10 protein-coding genes are annotated in these 16292 nt (G+C 67.7%); 3 read left to right on the plus strand and 7 right to left on the minus strand.

What is annotated here, in order from left to right:
• The first annotated feature begins 26 nt into the window (after positions 1 to 26).
• Both purF and ACVOK1_RS11550 read left to right on the plus strand, forming a co-directional pair.
• Positions 27 to 1493: an amidophosphoribosyltransferase gene (purF, locus tag ACVOK1_RS11545; protein WP_108767876.1), complete on the plus strand. Its 1467-nt coding sequence runs from the start codon at positions 27 to 29 to the stop codon at positions 1491 to 1493.
• 10 nt (positions 1494 to 1503) lie between these two features.
• The gene (locus ACVOK1_RS11550; RefSeq protein ID WP_481562133.1) at positions 1504 to 2328 is read left to right on the plus strand and encodes a ferritin-like domain-containing protein; all 825 of its coding nucleotides are present in this window, start codon (positions 1504 to 1506) and stop codon (positions 2326 to 2328) included.
• A gap of 71 nt (positions 2329 to 2399) precedes the next feature.
• Here the strand turns inward: ACVOK1_RS11550 and ACVOK1_RS11555 are convergent, their stop codons facing one another.
• Positions 2400 to 3872, minus strand: coding sequence for a DUF2235 domain-containing protein (locus ACVOK1_RS11555; RefSeq protein ID WP_481562134.1), 1473 nt, complete (start codon positions 3870 to 3872; stop codon positions 2400 to 2402).
• Between the two features lie 220 nt (positions 3873 to 4092).
• Here ACVOK1_RS11555 and ACVOK1_RS11560 point away from each other — a divergent pair, with 220 nt between their 5' ends.
• Positions 4093 to 5346 (plus strand): zinc-dependent metalloprotease, encoded by a 1254-nt coding sequence (locus ACVOK1_RS11560; protein ID WP_481562135.1) that lies wholly within the window; start codon positions 4093 to 4095, stop codon positions 5344 to 5346.
• 94 nt (positions 5347 to 5440) lie between these two features.
• On the opposite strand, the gene lpxH is transcribed toward ACVOK1_RS11560, so the two are convergent.
• From lpxH to ppx, 6 genes are all read right to left on the minus strand, one after another.
• Complete coding sequence (gene lpxH, locus ACVOK1_RS11565) at positions 5441 to 6187, minus strand: UDP-2,3-diacylglucosamine diphosphatase (RefSeq protein ID WP_481562136.1); 747 nt, start codon at positions 6185 to 6187, stop codon at positions 5441 to 5443.
• A gap of 96 nt (positions 6188 to 6283) precedes the next feature.
• Positions 6284 to 6823 carry a phosphatase PAP2 family protein gene (locus ACVOK1_RS11570; RefSeq protein WP_108767881.1) on the minus strand — a complete coding sequence of 180 codons (540 nt, stop codon included), beginning with the start codon at positions 6821 to 6823 and terminating at the stop codon, positions 6284 to 6286.
• Positions 6804 to 7949: a glycosyltransferase family 4 protein gene (locus tag ACVOK1_RS11575; RefSeq protein ID WP_481562137.1), complete on the minus strand. Its 1146-nt coding sequence runs from the start codon at positions 7947 to 7949 to the stop codon at positions 6804 to 6806. The genes ACVOK1_RS11570 and ACVOK1_RS11575 overlap by 20 nt, the downstream gene beginning before the upstream one ends.
• 123 nt (positions 7950 to 8072) lie before the next feature.
• Positions 8073 to 10994: a TonB-dependent receptor domain-containing protein gene (locus ACVOK1_RS11580; RefSeq protein WP_481562138.1), complete on the minus strand. Its 2922-nt coding sequence runs from the start codon at positions 10992 to 10994 to the stop codon at positions 8073 to 8075.
• Positions 10995 to 11316: 322 nt separating this feature from the next.
• Positions 11317 to 14223 carry a TonB-dependent receptor domain-containing protein gene (locus tag ACVOK1_RS11585; RefSeq protein ID WP_481562139.1) on the minus strand — a complete coding sequence of 969 codons (2907 nt, stop codon included), beginning with the start codon at positions 14221 to 14223 and terminating at the stop codon, positions 11317 to 11319.
• A 365-nt stretch (positions 14224 to 14588) separates the two neighbouring features.
• Complete coding sequence (gene ppx / locus ACVOK1_RS11590) at positions 14589 to 16115, minus strand: exopolyphosphatase (protein ID WP_200752974.1); 1527 nt, start codon at positions 16113 to 16115, stop codon at positions 14589 to 14591.
• Between the last annotated feature and the right edge of the window lie 177 nt (positions 16116 to 16292).

The following is a 16292-nucleotide window of genomic DNA, read 5'->3' on the forward strand; positions in this document are numbered from 1 at the left end:
CGCATGCCCAGCGGAGACCTCGCACCATGTGTGGCATCGTCGGAATCGTCGGCAACCAGAACGTCGCCGGGCAGTTGTATGACGGCTTGACCGTCCTCCAGCATCGCGGCCAGGACGCGGCAGGCATCGCCACCGCCAGCGGCAGCCGCCTGCGGGTACAGAAGGCCACCGGCCTGGTCCGCGACGTGTTCGACGCCCGCACCATGTCCACCCTGGAAGGCAACATCGGCATCGCCCACGTGCGTTACCCGACTGCCGGTTCGGAAGGCATGGACGAGGCGCAGCCGTTCTACGTCAATTCGCCGTATGGCATCGCGCTGGCCCACAACGGCAACCTGATCAACACCGAAGACCTGCGTCGCCAGGTGTTCGAGCAGGACCGCCGCAACGTCAACACCGATTCGGACAGCGAAGTGCTGCTGAACGTGTTCGCCTACGAACTGGAACAGCAGCGCCAGCTCAGCCCGGAAGCGGCCATCCGCGCCGTCGCCGGCGTGCACCGCCGCTGCAAGGGCGGCTATGCGGTGGTCAGCGTGGTGCTGGGCCTGGGCCTGGTCGCCTTCCGCGATCCGCATGGCATCCGTCCGCTGGTGCTGGGCAAGCGCAGCCACGCCGAAGGCGACGAGTACATCGTGGCCTCCGAATCGGCCGCGCTGGACGTGCTGGGCTTCCAGCGCGTGCGTGACGTGCAGCCGGGCGAAGCGCTGGTGATCACCGCGCGTGGCGAGCTGTTCTCGGAGATCTGCGCCGAGCCGGCCGAGCACACCCCGTGCATCTTCGAGTACGTGTACTTCGCACGTCCCGATTCGATGATCGACAACGTGTCGGTGCACAAGGCGCGCATGCGCATGGGCATCAAGCTGGGCGAGAAGATCCTGCGCCTGCGCCCGGACCACGACATCGACACCATCATCCCGATCCCGGACACCTCGCGCGACGCCGCGCTGGAAATCTCCAACGTGCTCGGCGTGAAGTACCGCGAAGGCTTCATCAAGAACCGCTACATCGGCCGTACCTTCATCATGCCGGGGCAGGGTGAGCGGGTGAAGTCGGTGCGCCGCAAGCTCAACCCGATCCACCTGGAATTCCGCAATCGCGTGGTGCTGCTGGTGGACGACTCGATCGTGCGCGGCACCACCAGCCAGCAGATCGTGCAGATGGCCCGTGACGCAGGCGCGCGCAAGGTCTACCTGGCCAGCGCCGCGCCGCCGGTGCGTTTCCCGAACATCTACGGCATCGACATGCCGGCGGCCGAGGAACTGGTCGCGCACAACCGCACGGTGGAAGAGATCGAAGCCCACCTGGGCTGCGACTGGCTGATCTACCAGGACATCGAGGACATGGAAGCGGCGGTGAGCGAAGGCAACACGGCGCTGCGCAGCTTCGATTCGTCGTGCTTCAACGGCCATTACCCGACGGGCATCGAGCCGGGCTACTTCGAGCGTATCCAGCAGCTGCGTTCGGACGACGCCAAGCACAAGCGCCGCGCCTGAGGCCCAGACCGTGGTGGATGTCCCCGACGTCGGTGGCGACCTGCTGCGCGCTGCGCAGCAGTGCCTCGCCGAAGCCGACCCGCTGCGCAAGGTCGCGCTGACCCAGGCCTATGCGGCCGCGTTCCGTGCCGGCCGCCTGAAGGTGGCCGCCGACGCGCCGCCGCCCGACGCGATCCGCATGCCCGGCCGTCCCGCGCAGCTGGTGCTGGTACACCCGCGGCAGGTGCCGCGTCGCGGGCTGGGCGGGGTCGAAGGCCGCGCCGCCTTCATCCACGCCATCGCCCATATCGAACTGAACGCGATCGACCTGGCCTGGGATGCGGTGTATCGCTTCCGTGGCCTGCCGGCGGCGTTCCATGCCGACTGGGTCAGCTGCGCCGATGACGAGTCGCGGCACTTCCTGCTGCTGCGCGAGCGGCTGCAGGTGCATGGCCACGAATACGCCGATTTCCCCGCGCACAACGGCCTGTGGGAAATGTGCGAGAAGACCGCCCACGATGGCCTGGCGCGCATGGCACTGGTGCCGCGCGTGCTGGAAGCCCGCGGGCTGGACGTGACGCCGGGCATGATCGAGAAGCTGCGCAATGTCGGCGACGCTGAAACTGCCGATGTGCTGGAAGTGATCCTGCGCGAGGAAGTGGCGCACGTCGCTGCCGGTTCGCGCTGGTACCGCTGGTACTGCGAACGTGCCGGCGTCGAACCGCGCGCATGCTTCAAGGAACTGCTGCTGGAATACGCCGGCGGCTACCTGCACGGCCCGTTCAACCTCGAAGCCCGCCTGCTGGCCGGTTTCGATGCCGACGAACTGGCCAACCTGATCGAACAGGCCGGTTGATCCATCCACGCATGGCGTGGATCTACTTCATCAGGCTGCACCAGTAGATCCACGCCATGCGTGGATGCTTTTCAGGCGTTGGGCAACACCACGCGCCTGCCATCCACGGTCGGCCGGTTGATGTAGAACAACCCCGGCCCGGGTCGATACGGCAACTCGCTCACCCCGGCATCGGCGGCATATGTCAGCGCGGTGTCGCCCAGGGCATCGAAGTTCCAGTGCGCCGACTGCATCAGGTAGCGGCGGCGCAGCAGCGCTTCCTGGGTCGGGGTCAGCGCCTGGCCCTCCAGCAGCCGCCGCGCGATCGGCTGCAGTGCAGCGGGCAGCGCCCATGCCGCCACGTCGGCGGCCTCGGCGGTCCACTGCACGCCGGCGTCGCGGGCCTGCCGCTGCATCACCTGCAGGGCGATCAGCTGGTAGCGCCAGTCGATGGGCCGGCGCAGCACCACCGCTGCGGTCACGTACAGCACCGGGGCCAGCAGCACGCTGCGGCTGCCGGCACGGCGCTGCTGCTGCCACTGGTGCCAGACATCCACCCACACCTCCTTCTCATCCACGCCCAGCTGCTGCCGCCAGCGCTCGGCATCGGCCTGTGCTTCGGCGTACACCGTGGTCGCCTGCAGCTGCGCCAGTGAAGGTGTCTGGTAGTCGGGCACCGGCGGGCGGCGCAGCTGCTGCCGGCGCGGACGGCTCAACAGCTTCGGACCTTCCTCGGTCTGGTCGTAGCCACCGCCGATGTTGGCGTGCACGCCGGGCAGCACGATCTCGGCATGCGCCGGTGCCACCGTGGTCAGCGGGTAGTGCTGGCGGTGTTCATCGCGGGCCACCAGCTGCACCACGCGGCCGGCGATCCCCGCAGGCAGGGCCAGCTGCGGCTGCTCGTCGGCGCGGCCGCCGCTGGCCGCCACCACCGTGTCGAACAGGCCGATGAAGCGCAGCGCCGGGCGCTGCACTGCGAAATCCGCCGCGCATGCCAGGCCTGCCTGCAGGAGCAGCTGACGCCAGCGCGCGCCGTCCCACCCGCGCAGCTGGTTGGCGACATCGCGCGCCGCCGCTGCGCCCCGCGAGTAACCGAACAGATCCACCTGCATGCCGTGCAGCGGGGTGTGCGGCCTGGCAGCGAGCGCGGCCAGGGCGGCCGGCAGCAGCACCTGCAACGCGCGCTGCACCTTGGCGCGCACGCCGCTGGCGCCCACGCCGAACGCCAGCCCGATCAGATCGTCCTCGGCATCGTCGCGGGTGCCGACGCCTTCGATGTAGATCGCCAGCGATGCGCCCACCCCGGGCGTGCGCCGGCTGTCCGGGTACAGCTGGTACAGCCGGGTGATGTTGGTGGTGCCGTTGTCGTAGCTGCTGGTCAGCCGGCTCTGGTAGGTCGAGTCGTCGTCGGCACGCAGCAGGGCAGGGCGCGGCTGCGGGGCCTGCGGGCGCCCGCGTGCGAGGTTGTGCGCGTTGTTGCGGGTGCCGTCGAAGAACAGGCCGACATGCAGCACGCCGGGGTCGGCGCCGGTGTCTGCCTGGTGCTGCCCTGGTGCCATGTGCATTCCCCGTCGTGGCCACGTCACGGTGGCGCGAAAGCTGCGTGTTGGCGAAGTGTACTGCCGCTTTTTACCTGACTGAACGCTGCTGCGCTCCATCACAGATCCGGATTCCAACAGGCATCTTCTATTGAATTCACATGCGCCGGACGGGCCGAATGGCCAGACTCGGCAAACCGGGTCGTGATGCATCAAGGCTGTCCACCTCACTTCAGGAGCGACCAGAATGATGTCCAGATCGATGGGTAGAACGGCGGTTGGCGTGTTGTTGGGCCTTTCGGTGGCGGCGGCGGCCAGTGCCGCGCCGTTGTTTGAACCGGTGACCATCCTCAGCCGCGTTTCGGCCGGCAGTGATCCCGCGCTGGCCCGGCTGCTGTCCACGCCGTCCACCGCCACCGTGCAGGAAGTACGCATCGATGCGGCCGCCACCGCGCAGCCGCAGCTGGAATTCGAGCTGCTGGGACAGAAGGTGCAGGCGATCCGCAGCAAGGTCGAGTCACTGCCCGATGGCGGCAGCGTCTGGTACGGGCAGATCCGCACGCCCTCCGACCGTCTGCAGAAGGCCACCTCCAACGGCCAGGACGACCCGGGCAAGTCGCTGATCGTGGTGCGCTCGGGCAACACCCTCACCGGCTCGATCCGCAAGGACGGCAAGCTGTACCGCCTGCGTCCACTGGGCGACCGCCATATCCTGGTGGCGGTGGATGAAACCCGGATGCCGGCCGATCATCCGGCCGACTACAACCAGCTGCCGAAGATTCCGATGGGGGACAGTGAACGCCTCGGCATCGCCCAGGCCTCGTCGGGCACGCCGGCCACCATCCGCGTGCTGGTGGTGGCCACCAATGCGGCGGTGGCGGCCTACGGCGGCAACATGCAATCGCTGGTGCAGCTGGCAGTGGCCGAATCCAACCAGGGGTATGCCAACAGCAACGTCGGCATCACCATGCAGCTGGCCGGTTATGAAACCACCAGCTACACCGAGTCGGGCAACTTCACCACCGACCTCACCCGCTTCCGCAACACCAGCGACGGTTACATGGACAGCATCCATGCCAGCCGCAACGCCACCACGGCGGATGTCGGCGTGCTGCTGATCAACAACACCAGCTACTGCGGCCTGGCCTCGGGCATTGGTTCAACCGCGGCGACGGCGTTCGCGGCGGTGTACTGGGACTGCGCGACGGGCTACTACTCCTTCGCGCACGAGATCGGCCACCTGCAGAGTGCCCGGCATGACATCGCCAACGATCCGAGCACCTCGCCGTATGCGTTCGGCCACGGCTACCGTTACGAGCCGGCCAGCGGTACCGGCTGGCGCACGATCATGGCCTATGACTGCACCCGTGGCTGCCCGCGCCTGAACTACTGGTCCAACCCGAACATCAGCTACAACGGCATCCCGATGGGCATTGCCAGTTCGGCCGACAACCAGCGCGTACTGGTCACCACCAAGCAGACGGTGGCCGGCTTCCGCTGAGGCGGTTACCGGATGGCACCCGCCGACCAAGGTCGGCGTCTACCGGCCTGCGCGCTCTGGTAGATGCCAACCTTGGTGGGCACCCGGCAATCCGTCATTCGCGCTTGAGCGAATCCAGGCGCCAGCCGTCGGCATCCACGCGCAGGACCGAACCCTGTTCGTACCAGTCGCCCAGGACGATGCGGGTGCAGCTGCGGCCGCCGGCCTGCAGCGTGTGGATGGCCGGGCGATGGGTGTGGCCGTGGATCATCGTGTCCACGCCATGGCGCACGAAAGTCGCCTCGACTTCGGGCGGGGCCACGTCGGTGACCGTCTCGAACTGCGCGCGGTCACCCTGCTTCATCTCCGACTGGCGTGCCTGGCTGGCATCGCGCGCCTTCTGCGCAAAGGCGATGCGTGCGGCCAGCGGCTGCGACAGGAACTGCGCCTGGAACACCGGGTCGCGGGTCTGCGCACGGAACTGCTGGTAGGGGATGTCATCGGTGCACAGCAGGTCGCCGTGCTGCAGCATCACCGCACGGCCGTACAGCTCGATCACGCACGGGTCGGGCAGGATGCGCAGGCCGGCGCGGCGGGCGTAGTCTTCGCCCAGCAGGAAATCGCGGTTGCCACGCATGAAGAACACGGGCACGCCGCTGTCGGACAGCACCTTCAGCGCATCGGCCACCGCGTCGGCGGCCGGCGAAGGCGTGTCATCGCCGATCCAGGCTTCGAAGAGGTCGCCCAGGATGTACAGCGCGTCCGCGCCGGGCGCGTCCTCGCGCAGGAAGCGCAGGAACAGGTCGGTGATGGCTGGACGGCTGGGGTCCAGGTGCAGATCGGAAATGAACAGCGTCGTCATGCAGTCATTCTAGGGCATCGGCTCGCCGCGTCGTGCCGGGGTCAGGGCCCTTTCCGCAGGAAAGGGATCCGACCCCCCGGAATTAATCCAGCCATATCACACCGGCAGCGGCAGCCAGGCCAGGCTGGCCGCGGCCAGCAGCGCGGCGATGCCGGTGGCGGCCAGCACGTCGCTCGGGTAGTGCAGGCCCAGCACCACGCGCGACAGGCCCACGCCGAAGGTGAAGGGCACCAGCAACGGCGCCAGCCACGGGTAGTAGGCCAGCGCCACGATGGTGAACGACACCGCGTGCAGGGTGTGCCCGGAAGGGAAGCTGAACTCGTCCAGCGGTGCCACCCATGCGCGGATGCGCAGGTCGGCCGCGTACGGCCGCGGGCGCCGGGTCCAGCGCTTCAGGCCCTTGTACAGCAGCAGGGCGGCCAGGCCGGTGGCGGCCATGTGCACCGACGCGCGCAGGCCGTCGAAGCCATCGACCAGCACCAGTGCGCCCATCAGCACGTACCAGAACACGCCATCACCCAGGCGGCTGATGACCGAGAACAGGCGACGCACGCGGCGGCGCCGGCAATAGTGGTTTGCCCGGCGGCACAGCCGTGCTTCGCGGCCGGCGAGTCCTTCAAGCGGCGTTGTGCGCATGTCCGGTCCTCCGTGCCTGGGCCAGTTCGGCCAGCAGCGTTTCGAATTCGGCCACCACCTGCTGCGGGTGCAGGCGCTTCATCGCGCGGGCGGCGTTGCTGCCCAGTTCGCGGCGCAGCACATCGTCGCTGGCCAGCTGCACGGCCGCCTCGACGAACGCTTCGTCGGTATCCACGGCCGCGCCGTTTTCACCGTTGCTCAGGTACTCGCGCGCGGCGCCGTAATCGAAGGCCACCGTGGCCAGGCCGCAGGCCATGCTTTCCAGGGTCACGTTGCCGAACGTCTCGCTGCGGCTGGGGAACAGGAACAGGTCGCCGCTGGCGAAGTGGCGGGCCAGGGCGTCGCCGCGCTGGATGCCGCAGAAGATGAAATCCGGATTCTCGTGCGCCAGCTTCTCGCGCGCCGGGCCGTCGCCGACGAACACGAAGCGCGCTTTCGGCCGCACCTGCTGCAGGCGGCGGAACGCCTTCACCGCCAGCCCGAGATTCTTCTCGGCGGCGATGCGGCCGACGTAGATGGCGACCAGGCCGTTGCCGTCGACGCCCCATTCCTCGCGCAGGGCGGGATCGCGCCGGCTGGGTTCGAACTGCTGGCTGTCGACGGCGCGGGCCAGCAGGCGCACCCGCTCGAAGCCCTGGTCGGTGAGGAACTGCTGCAGTTCGCGGGTCGGCACCAGGGTGGCATCGGCCTGGTTGTGGAAGCGGCGCATCCAGCGCATCGCCGCCGTCTGCAGCCAGGCCACGCCGTAGTCGGGCAGGTATTCGTCGAAGCGGGTGTGGAAGCCGGTCGCCACCGGGATGCCAAGGCGGCGGGCGGTGCGCAGCGCCGACCAGCCCAGCGGGCCTTCGGTGGCGATGTAGACCGCATCGGGACGCTGCTGCTGCCAGTGCCGGCCGAGCCGGATCGGCGCGGGCAGGCCGAAGCGCAGGCCGGGGTAGCGGGGCAGGGCGGCGCCCGGCACCAGCTGCGGGCCGGGCGCCGCGTCCAGCGCTTCACTGGCCTGTCGTGGACGGATCAGGTCGACCTCATGGCCGGACGCGCGCAGGCCCTGCTCCAGGCCCTGCACGGTGAGCGCGACGCCGTTGACTTCCGGCGGATAGGTCTCGGTGACAATGGCATGGCGCATGGCGGGCCTCCGGTTTTCCGGCATGCTCGGCCCTGCCCATGTAGTGGTTGTGACCACATTGCGACCGTCGGATGACGGCCGCGCCGGCCAGCGGAGCACGGCCCCGAAGGGCCGTCCCGTGGATCAGAAGCGCTGCTGGTACTTCATGTAGATGAAGCGGCCGATGTCATACCCGCCGTAATAGGAGAAGTTGGCGCTGGGCTGGGTGTACATGATCGGGCCGTACTTCTCGAACACGTTGTTGGCACCGACCGAGACGGTGGCGTCCCACGGCAGCGAGTAGCGGACCTGCACGTCGTGGAAGGTGGTCGAGCCGCGGCGGTTGTAGTTGCGCACGCCGCTGTACCACGGCGCCTGCTGGCCCGGGTGCGAGCATTCGTCGGCATGCAGGCGCGGGCTGAAGCACTGTTCCTTCACCGCCGAGTAGTAGCGCAGGCCCCAGTTGATGCCGAAGTTGCCGCGCTCCCAGTCCAGCGACAGGTTGGAGCGGGTGCGGAAACCGATGCCGCTCGCGCCGGCCAGGCCGTTGCCCGGTGTCGGTACCACGTCCATGTCATTGGTGCTGCGTTCCAGCGAGGACACCACGTAGGTGCTCTTCCAGTCGGTGCGCAGGGTGCCCCAGTCGGTTTCCCAGCGATGGCTCAGTTCCAGGTCGTAGCCTTCGGTTTCGCGGAAGCCGCTGTTGCGCACGCCGTAAGTCAGCCTGTCGACGATGCCCAGCACCGGGTCGCGGGTGAAGCCGGCACAGCGTTCGGCGATGCCCAGTTCATAGCAGTCGCGCAGCATGTCGTTGGGGTGGTCGGCGACGATGGTGTTGTCGATGCGGATCTTCCACCAGTCCAGCGCGACGTTCAGGCCGGGCGCGAAGCCCGGGCTCCAGACCACGCCGAGGGTGCGGCTGGTGGCGGTTTCCGGCTGCAGGTCGGGGTTGGAGCCGTTGGTGAACGGCAGCGGAGTCTGGCCACTGCTGCTTTCGATCGGCACGTTGCCCTGGCCCAGCTGGCGGTAGCTGTCGGCGTTGGCGATGTCGGCCGCGCAGCGCGCACGCACGGCCGGGCTGCTGGCGGCGGCGCCGTACACCGTGTCGCAGGGATCGCGGAAGCCGGTGGTGAAGGTCTGCGAACCGCCGCCATACAGATTGGCGATGGTCGGCGAGCGGAAGCCCTGTGCCCAGGTGCCGCGCAGCAGCACCTGCTCGATGGGCTTCCAGGTGAAGCCGAACTTGCTGTTGAGGGTGTCGCCGAAGGTGCTGTAATCCGAATAGCGGGTGGCGGCATTGACGGTGAGCTCGTGCGCCGCGGGCAGGTCGCGCAGCAGCGGCACGCTCAGCTCCAGGTAGGCCTCATCCACCCGATAGCCGCCGCCGGTCGGCCCCGCGGCGAGGTTGGTGGTGGCGCCGGTCTGGGCCAGCGGGTCGGGAATGAAGCGGCCGTCCTCGCGGCGGCTCTCCAGGCCCACGGCCATGCCGAGGTCGCCGGCCGGCAGGGTCAGCACGGTGCCGCTCAGGGTGGCGAACAGGTTGCGGCTGGTGGTGCGGCCGCGGCTGATCTCCTCGGGGAACAGCCAGTCCATCAGGGCCTGGTTGCCCGCCAGGCCATTGGCGTCATGCTGGCCATAGGGCACCAGCGGATTCCACGGCATGCAGCCGGCCACCGGTGCGCCCGGCGTGCCGCATTCGACCTTGCCGGTCGCGGCGTTGTAGAACGACGGGCCGGTGGCATCCTCGACGCGCTGCTTGTGCAGGTTGCCGGTCGCGCGCTGGGTCAGTTCGCTGCGGTTGTACTGGTAGCCCGCTTCCCAGTCGAAGCCGTGCGCGCCGACTTCGAAGCTGCCCTCGAACGCGGCCACGCCCTGCCAGGTGGTGAGGTCGCTGACGCTCACGCGCGGGACTTCCCAGAGGCGCCGGTTCCAGTTCACGTCGCTGGGTGCCTGGTAGCCGTGGTGGCTGCCGAACGGATTGAACCAGCTGTCCTTCGACATCGGATTGATGCCCGCGGCGCCGGACTGGAACGGGTAGCCGGCGATCTGCCGGGTGGTCTCGCGTCGGTTGTAGGCCAGCTGGGTGTTGAAGTGCAGCGCATCGGTCAGCGCCACGCGGCCATCGACGAAGATCGAATCGCGCTTGATCGGCGTCTGCACATGCATCTGCTCGTTGCTGTTGCTGACATCGCCGGTGAACGGCGTGTCATCGCTCAGGTGGAAGCTGCCCGGGCCACCGGGCGCAGCACCACGATCCAGCGAGTAGCTGCAGCCACGGCTGCTGGCGCAGCCCGGGCCATTGAAGCCGGTGATGCGGCCCCACTGGCCGACCGAGGTCCAGCCATCGGCGGGATGGCGGTCGGTGTTGGTGTAGGCGCTGAACCAGCGATCGCGGGCCCACACGCCTTTCTCTTCGACGTGCTCGGCGGCGAAGCTGATCGAGGCGCGGTCATTGGACCACCCGCCCACCACGTCGTACTGCGTGCGGGCGCCGTCGCCCTGGCTGTACTGGCCCTGGTAGATGCTGGCGCTGATGCCTTCCACGTTGCGGCGGGTGATGATGTTGACCACGCCGGCCATCGCATCGGAACCATAGATGGCCGATGCGCCGTCCTTCAGCACTTCCATGCGTTCGACGGCCGCAGCAGGCAGGGTGGAAATGTCCTGCAGGCCGCCGGTGGTCATGCCCATGCGCTTGCCGTTGACCAGCACCAGGGTGCGTTGTGCGCCCAGCCCGCGCATGTCCACGAAGCTGCCGCCAGCGGCCTCGCCCGCCGACAACGGACTGGCGCGGCTGGCGGCCGGGCTGCCCATCGCGGTCAGGTTCTGCAGGATGTCGGCGACGGAGTTGAAGCCCTGGCGCTCGATGTCGGCGCGGCTGATGGTCAGCACCGGCTGCGCGGTTTCCAGGTCGACCTGGCGGATGCGCGAACCGGTGATCTCGATGCGGTCCAGCGTGGTCGGGGCGGGGGAATCCTGGGCCAGTGCGGGCAGGGCGGCGGCGGTGCCGGCCGTGGCCAGCGCACAGCGGATCGCCCAACCCAACGGGGAGGTGCTCGGCGTCATGCGGTCTCTCTCTCTATGTGTGGAAACGGACACCCGAAGCGCGGGCCGGTCCGGCCGCCACGACCTGCGTCGCGACGGCATCCCACTAACGCGCAGGGTTCAAATTCCGTAAAGGCGGAAAGCGACCAGACACCGCACCAGGAGTGTCGTATTTCGCGTTACCTGCGCACGTTCAATACCTTGCGCGCGCTGCGGCGCAGAAAGACATGCCACGGAAGAACACCAGGCAGCCTCACCAGTGCAGCGCAGAGCAGTTCATTGGCGACAAAAAAAACCACGGCCCCGAAGGGCCGTGGTCGTGGTGTTGCGGCGGCGCGATGGATCAGAAGCGCTGCTGGTACTTCATGTAGACGAAGCGGCCGATGTCGTAGCCACCGTAGTACGAGAACACCGAGTTCGGCTTGGTGTACATCACCGGGCCGTACTTCTCGAACACGTTGTTGGCGCCGACCGACACGGTGGCATCCCACGGCAGGCTGTAACGGAACTGCACGTCGTGGAAGGTGACCGAACCACGCTCGTTGTAGTTGCGGGTACCGGCGTACCACGGTGCGCGCACGCCCGGATCGGAGCACTCGTCCGGATGCGCGCTGACGCTCAGGCACTGCTCCTTGACGCCGGAGTAGTAACGCGCGGTCCAGGTGACGCCGAAGTTGCCCAGGTCCCAGCCCACGGTCAGGTTGGAGCGCACGCGGAAGCCGCTGCCGATGCCGTTGGTCGGGGTCGGCACCACGGTGGTGTCGTTGGTCGAACGGAAAATGTTCGAGCTGACGTAGGTGGTCGACCAGGCGCTGGTGAACTTGCCGTAGGAATCGGTATCCCAGCGATAGGTCACGTCCATGTCGTAACCTTCGGTTTCCAGGAAGCCGGCGTTACGGTTGCCGTAGGTCAGCTTGTTGACGATGCCGTTGACCGGATCACGGGTGAACTGTGCGCAGCGCGAGGTCACGCCCTGCTCATAGCAGTCGATCAGGATCTGGTTCGGGCTGTCGGCAACGATGGTGTTGTCGATGCGGATCTTCCACCAGTCCAGCGAGGCGTTGAAGTTCGGGATGAAGCTCGGGCTCCACACCAGGCCCAGCGTCTTGCTCTTGGAGGTTTCCGGCTGCAGCAGCGGGTTGGAGCCGCTGGTGAACGGCACCGGGGTCTGGTCGGTGCTGCTGGTGATCGGCACCAGGCCCTGCTTCAGCTGGCGGTAGTTGTTGGCATCGGCGATGTCGCGGGCGCAGCGGGCACGCACTTCGGCGCTGGTGCGCGAAGCGCCGTACACGGTGTCGCAGGGATCGGCGTAACCGGTGGTGAAGGTTTCCGAACCGCCACCGTACAGGTCATTGATGGTCGGCGCGCGGAAGCCTTCGGCCCAGGTACCACGGACCAGCAGCTGGTCCAGCGGCTTCCACTTGAAGCCGAACTTGCTGTTGAGCGTGTTGCCGAAAGTGTCGTAGTCGGAGAAGCGGGTCGCTGCGTTCAGCGACAGCTCCTTCGCGCCCGGCAGGTCGGCCAGCAACGGCGCATTCAGCTCCAGGTAGGCTTCGTTGACGCGGTAGCCGCCACCGGTCGGGCCCGAGGCCAGGTTGGTGGTGGCGCCGGTCTGGGCCAGGGCATCGGGAATGAACTCACCGGTTTCCTTGCGGTTTTCCAGGCCGAATGCAAAGCCCAGGTCACCGCCCGGCAGGGTCACGATGCTGCCCGCGATGGAGGCGAAGAAGTTCTTGCCGACGGTCTTGCCGGAGGAATCTTCGGCCGGCATCAGGTAGTCGATCAGCGCCTGGTTGCCGGTCAGGCCGTACGGACTGACCACGCCTGCGGCGACCAGCGGATTCCAGACCATGCAGTTGGCGATCGGCGCGGCAGCGGTGCCGCACTCGACCTTGCCGGTGGCAGCGTTGTAGTACGACGGGCCGACCGCGTTCTTCACGCGTTCCTTGTGCAGGTTGCCGGTGGCGTGCTGGCGCAGCTCGTTCTTGTTGTACTGGTAGCCCACTTCCCAGTCGAAGAAGCGCTCACCGATATCGAACGAACCACCGAAGGCGGCCACGGCACGGTAGGTCTTCAGCGAGCTGTCGCTGACGCGCGGCACTTCCCAGGTGCGGTGGTTCCAGGCCACGGCGGTCGGGGTGGCATAACCGTGCTGGCTGCCGAACGGGTTGAAGTAGCTGTTGACCGACATCGCGCCGATGCCGGCGGTGGACGACTGCAGCGGGTAACCGGCGATCTGGCGGCTCGAGTCACGCTTGTTGTAGCCCAGCTGCGTGCTGAAGTGGATCGCGTCGGTGATGTTCAGGCGGCCATCGACGAACACCGAATCCCGCTTCAGCGGATAGTTCAGGTGCATCTGCTCGTTGGTGTTGCTGACATCGCCATTCGGCGCATTCGGATTGGTGATGTGGTAGTTGGCCGGGTTCAGCGGGTCACTGCCGCGGTTGAGCGAGTAGCCGCAGCTGGTGGCGGCGCAGCCCGGGCCCTTCAGGCCGGTGATCTGGCCGTACTGGCTGACGGTGGTCCAGCCTTCGGTCGGATGGCGGTCGGTGTTGCCGAAGGCGCTGAACCAGCGGTCCTTGGCCCACACGGCCTTTTCTTCGGCGTGTTCGGCCGAGATGGTGATCGAGCCGCGGTCGTTGGACCAGCCGGCGACCACGTCGATGCGGTCACGGCCGCCGTCGCCCTGGCTGTACTGGCCGTGGTAGACGTTGGCGGTCACGCCGGTCACGTCATGGCGGGTGATGATGTTGACCACGCCGGCCATGGCGTCGGAGCCGTAGATGGCCGAGGCGCCGTCCTTCAGCACTTCGATGCGCTCGACGGCCGACACCGGCAGGGTCGAGATGTCCTGGTAGCCGGAGGTGCTGATGCCCAGACGCTTGCCGTTGACCAGCACCAGGGTGCGCTGGGTACCCAGGTTGCGCATGTCGATGTAGGTACCACCGGCGTTCTCACCGGCGGTCAGCACGTTGGCGCGGCTGATGGTCGGGCTGCCCATCGCGGTGACGTTCTGCAGGATGTCGGACACCGAGGCGAAGCCCTGGCGCTCGATATCGGTGCGCGAGATCGCCAGCACCGGGTTCGCGCTCTCCACGTCGACCTGGCGGATGCGCGAGCCGGTGATTTCGATGCGGTCGAGGGTCGTGGGGGCGCCGTCCTGGGCAAATGCGGGCAGCGCAATGGTTGCGGTGCCGACGATCAGGGCCTGGCGGATCGCCTTGCCCAGCACGGTGGTGCGTGAAGTCATCGCGTCTCTCTCTCTGTGAAGCTGTGGGCGCAGGGCCAAAGGGGCCCTGCAAATAGCGGTTCGGGTCGAAGCGACTGAGCCGGTGACTTCGATTTATTCTCGTTCGTTAACCAGATGTAAAGGGGTTGTTGCCAAGTGTGTCAAAAGTTGTCGCGCGGCTTTCATCTAAACTTAATAAAAGCAAGGCCTTAGGGTCACGGTGCTGTCGCCAGATTCGGCACAGTCCGGCAGCCTGAATGCCCATTCAGCTTCAAAAGTGCGCAAACGCGCACGCGAAAACGGCCCCGTCAGGGGCCGTCGTCAGGTCGGGATGGGGAGTGTCGGGATGGGGCGTCGCGGCGGCTGGCGATGCCAGGCCGCCGGGGTCAGGCCACGAAGGGGCGGAACTGGATGCCCAGTCCGGCCAGGCCCTCGGTCTCGCCGATCAGGTCGGCGCGCAGCAGCGGCCGCGGGTCGATGAAGGCCTGCGGCACGATCAGCGACAGGCGGGTCTCGTCGGCGGTCAGTTCCAGCTTCGGCAGCGGCGCGTCTTCGTGGGCGCGGTTGAGCAGCACGGCCAGCCGCAGCAGGGCGGTCAGGCGGCGCGCGGTCAGCAGCAGGCGCTCGGGCAGGGCATCGAAGGCCGACTTGCCGACGCTGCGCCGGTGGCTGCGCACCAGGGCGGCCAGCATCTGCTGCTCCTGCCGCGAGAAGCCGGCGATGTCGGAGTTCTCCAGCACGTAGCTGCCATGCACGTGGTAACCACTGTGGGCGATCATCAGGCCCAGCTCGTGCAGGCGCGCGGCCCAGCCGAGCATGCGGGCGTCGTCGGCATCCAGCTTCCAGCGCTCCTGCACCTGCTCCAGCAGCGACAGGGCGGTGTCCTGCACGCGGTCGGCCTGCACGGTGTCGATGCCATAGCGCAGGGTCAGCGCCGCCACCGATTCGTCGCGCGGATCGTTCTCGCCGGCACGGCCGACGATGTCGTACAGGATGCCTTCGCGCATGGCGGCCTTGCTGACCAGCAGCTTCTCCAGGCCCAGCGCCTGGAAAGCGGCCTCCAGCACCAGGATGCCGCCGGCGATGATCGGCCGGCGGTCGGCGGACAGCCCGGGCAGCACGATGTCGTCGATCTTCTTGGCCTTCAGCAGTTCGTCGCGCAGCTGCGGCAGGGCTTCGGCGGTGATCGCGCCCTTGCTCAGCTTCATCGTGGCGCAGATCTCGCTGATCGCCTTGTGCGTGCCCGACGAGCCCAGGGCTTCCTGCCAGCCCAGCGCGCGGTACTTGCTGGCGAACGGCTGGAACTCACGGCCGATCTCGGCCAGCGCGTCCTTCCAGCGCTTGCGGCTGAGCTTGCCGCCGGGGAAGAAGCGACGGGTGCTGGCGATGCAGCCGGCCTGCAGGCTCTCGCGCTCGAGGGTCTGCATGCCCTTGCCGATGATGAATTCGGTGGAACCGCCGCCGATGTCGATCACCAGGCGGCGCTGGTCGGCCTTGGGCGGCTGTGCATGGGCCACGCCGAGGTAGATCAGGCGCGCTTCTTCGCGGCCGCTGACCACTTCGATGGCATGGCCGAGCGCGGTTTCGGCCGGCACCAGGAACGACTGCGGAGAGCGCAGCTGGCGCACGGTGTTGGTGGCCAGGGCGCGCACGCGGTGCGGGGGCACGTTGCGGATGCGCTGGCCGAAGCGGGCCAGGCATTCCAGCGCGCGCTGCCGTGCGGCGGTGGACAGGCCGCCCTTGCCATCAAGGCCATCGGCCATGCGTACCGTTTCGCGCAGGCGGTCGATGACGCGCAGCTGGCCGAGCGTGTAGCGCGCGATGACCATGTGGAAGCTGTTGGAGCCAAGGTCGATGGCGGCCAGCAGGTCGCCATCCTGCAATGCGGGCGGAGTCGTGGTGGTATGCGGCATGGGCGAATGTTAGCCGAAGGGGCGGTGTGCTCGTCACCGCGCGGCCTTCACATTTTGTAGGGGGAGTGCGGTAGTGCCCCGCTCGTGACGGCCACGGGTATGGACACATTTGATGGGAACGCGGTTATTCCACAGTGTTGAAGGTGTGTGGGCGACCGTGGGGGGGGCTGTTTTTGT

The sequence above is a fragment of the Stenotrophomonas sp. STEN087 genome (genome assembly GCF_056759115.1).

Coding starts and splice junctions, on each gene's coding strand:
- ACVOK1_RS11560 (WP_481562135.1), top strand. CDS start 4,093: ATGATGTCCAGATCGATGGGTAGAACGGCGGTTGGCGTGTTGTTGGGC.
- ACVOK1_RS11570 (WP_108767881.1), bottom strand. CDS start 6,823: ATGCGCACAACGCCGCTTGAAGGACTCGCCGGCCGCGAAGCACGGCTG.
- ACVOK1_RS11575 (WP_481562137.1), bottom strand. CDS start 7,949: ATGCGCCATGCCATTGTCACCGAGACCTATCCGCCGGAAGTCAACGGC.
- ACVOK1_RS11585 (WP_481562139.1), bottom strand. CDS start 14,223: ATGACTTCACGCACCACCGTGCTGGGCAAGGCGATCCGCCAGGCCCTG.
- purF (WP_108767876.1), top strand. CDS start 27: ATGTGTGGCATCGTCGGAATCGTCGGCAACCAGAACGTCGCCGGGCAG.
- lpxH (WP_481562136.1), bottom strand. CDS start 6,187: ATGACGACGCTGTTCATTTCCGATCTGCACCTGGACCCCAGCCGTCCA.
- ACVOK1_RS11555 (WP_481562134.1), bottom strand. CDS start 3,872: ATGCACATGGCACCAGGGCAGCACCAGGCAGACACCGGCGCCGACCCC.
- ppx (WP_200752974.1), bottom strand. CDS start 16,115: ATGCCGCATACCACCACGACTCCGCCCGCATTGCAGGATGGCGACCTG.
- ACVOK1_RS11580 (WP_481562138.1), bottom strand. CDS start 10,994: ATGACGCCGAGCACCTCCCCGTTGGGTTGGGCGATCCGCTGTGCGCTG.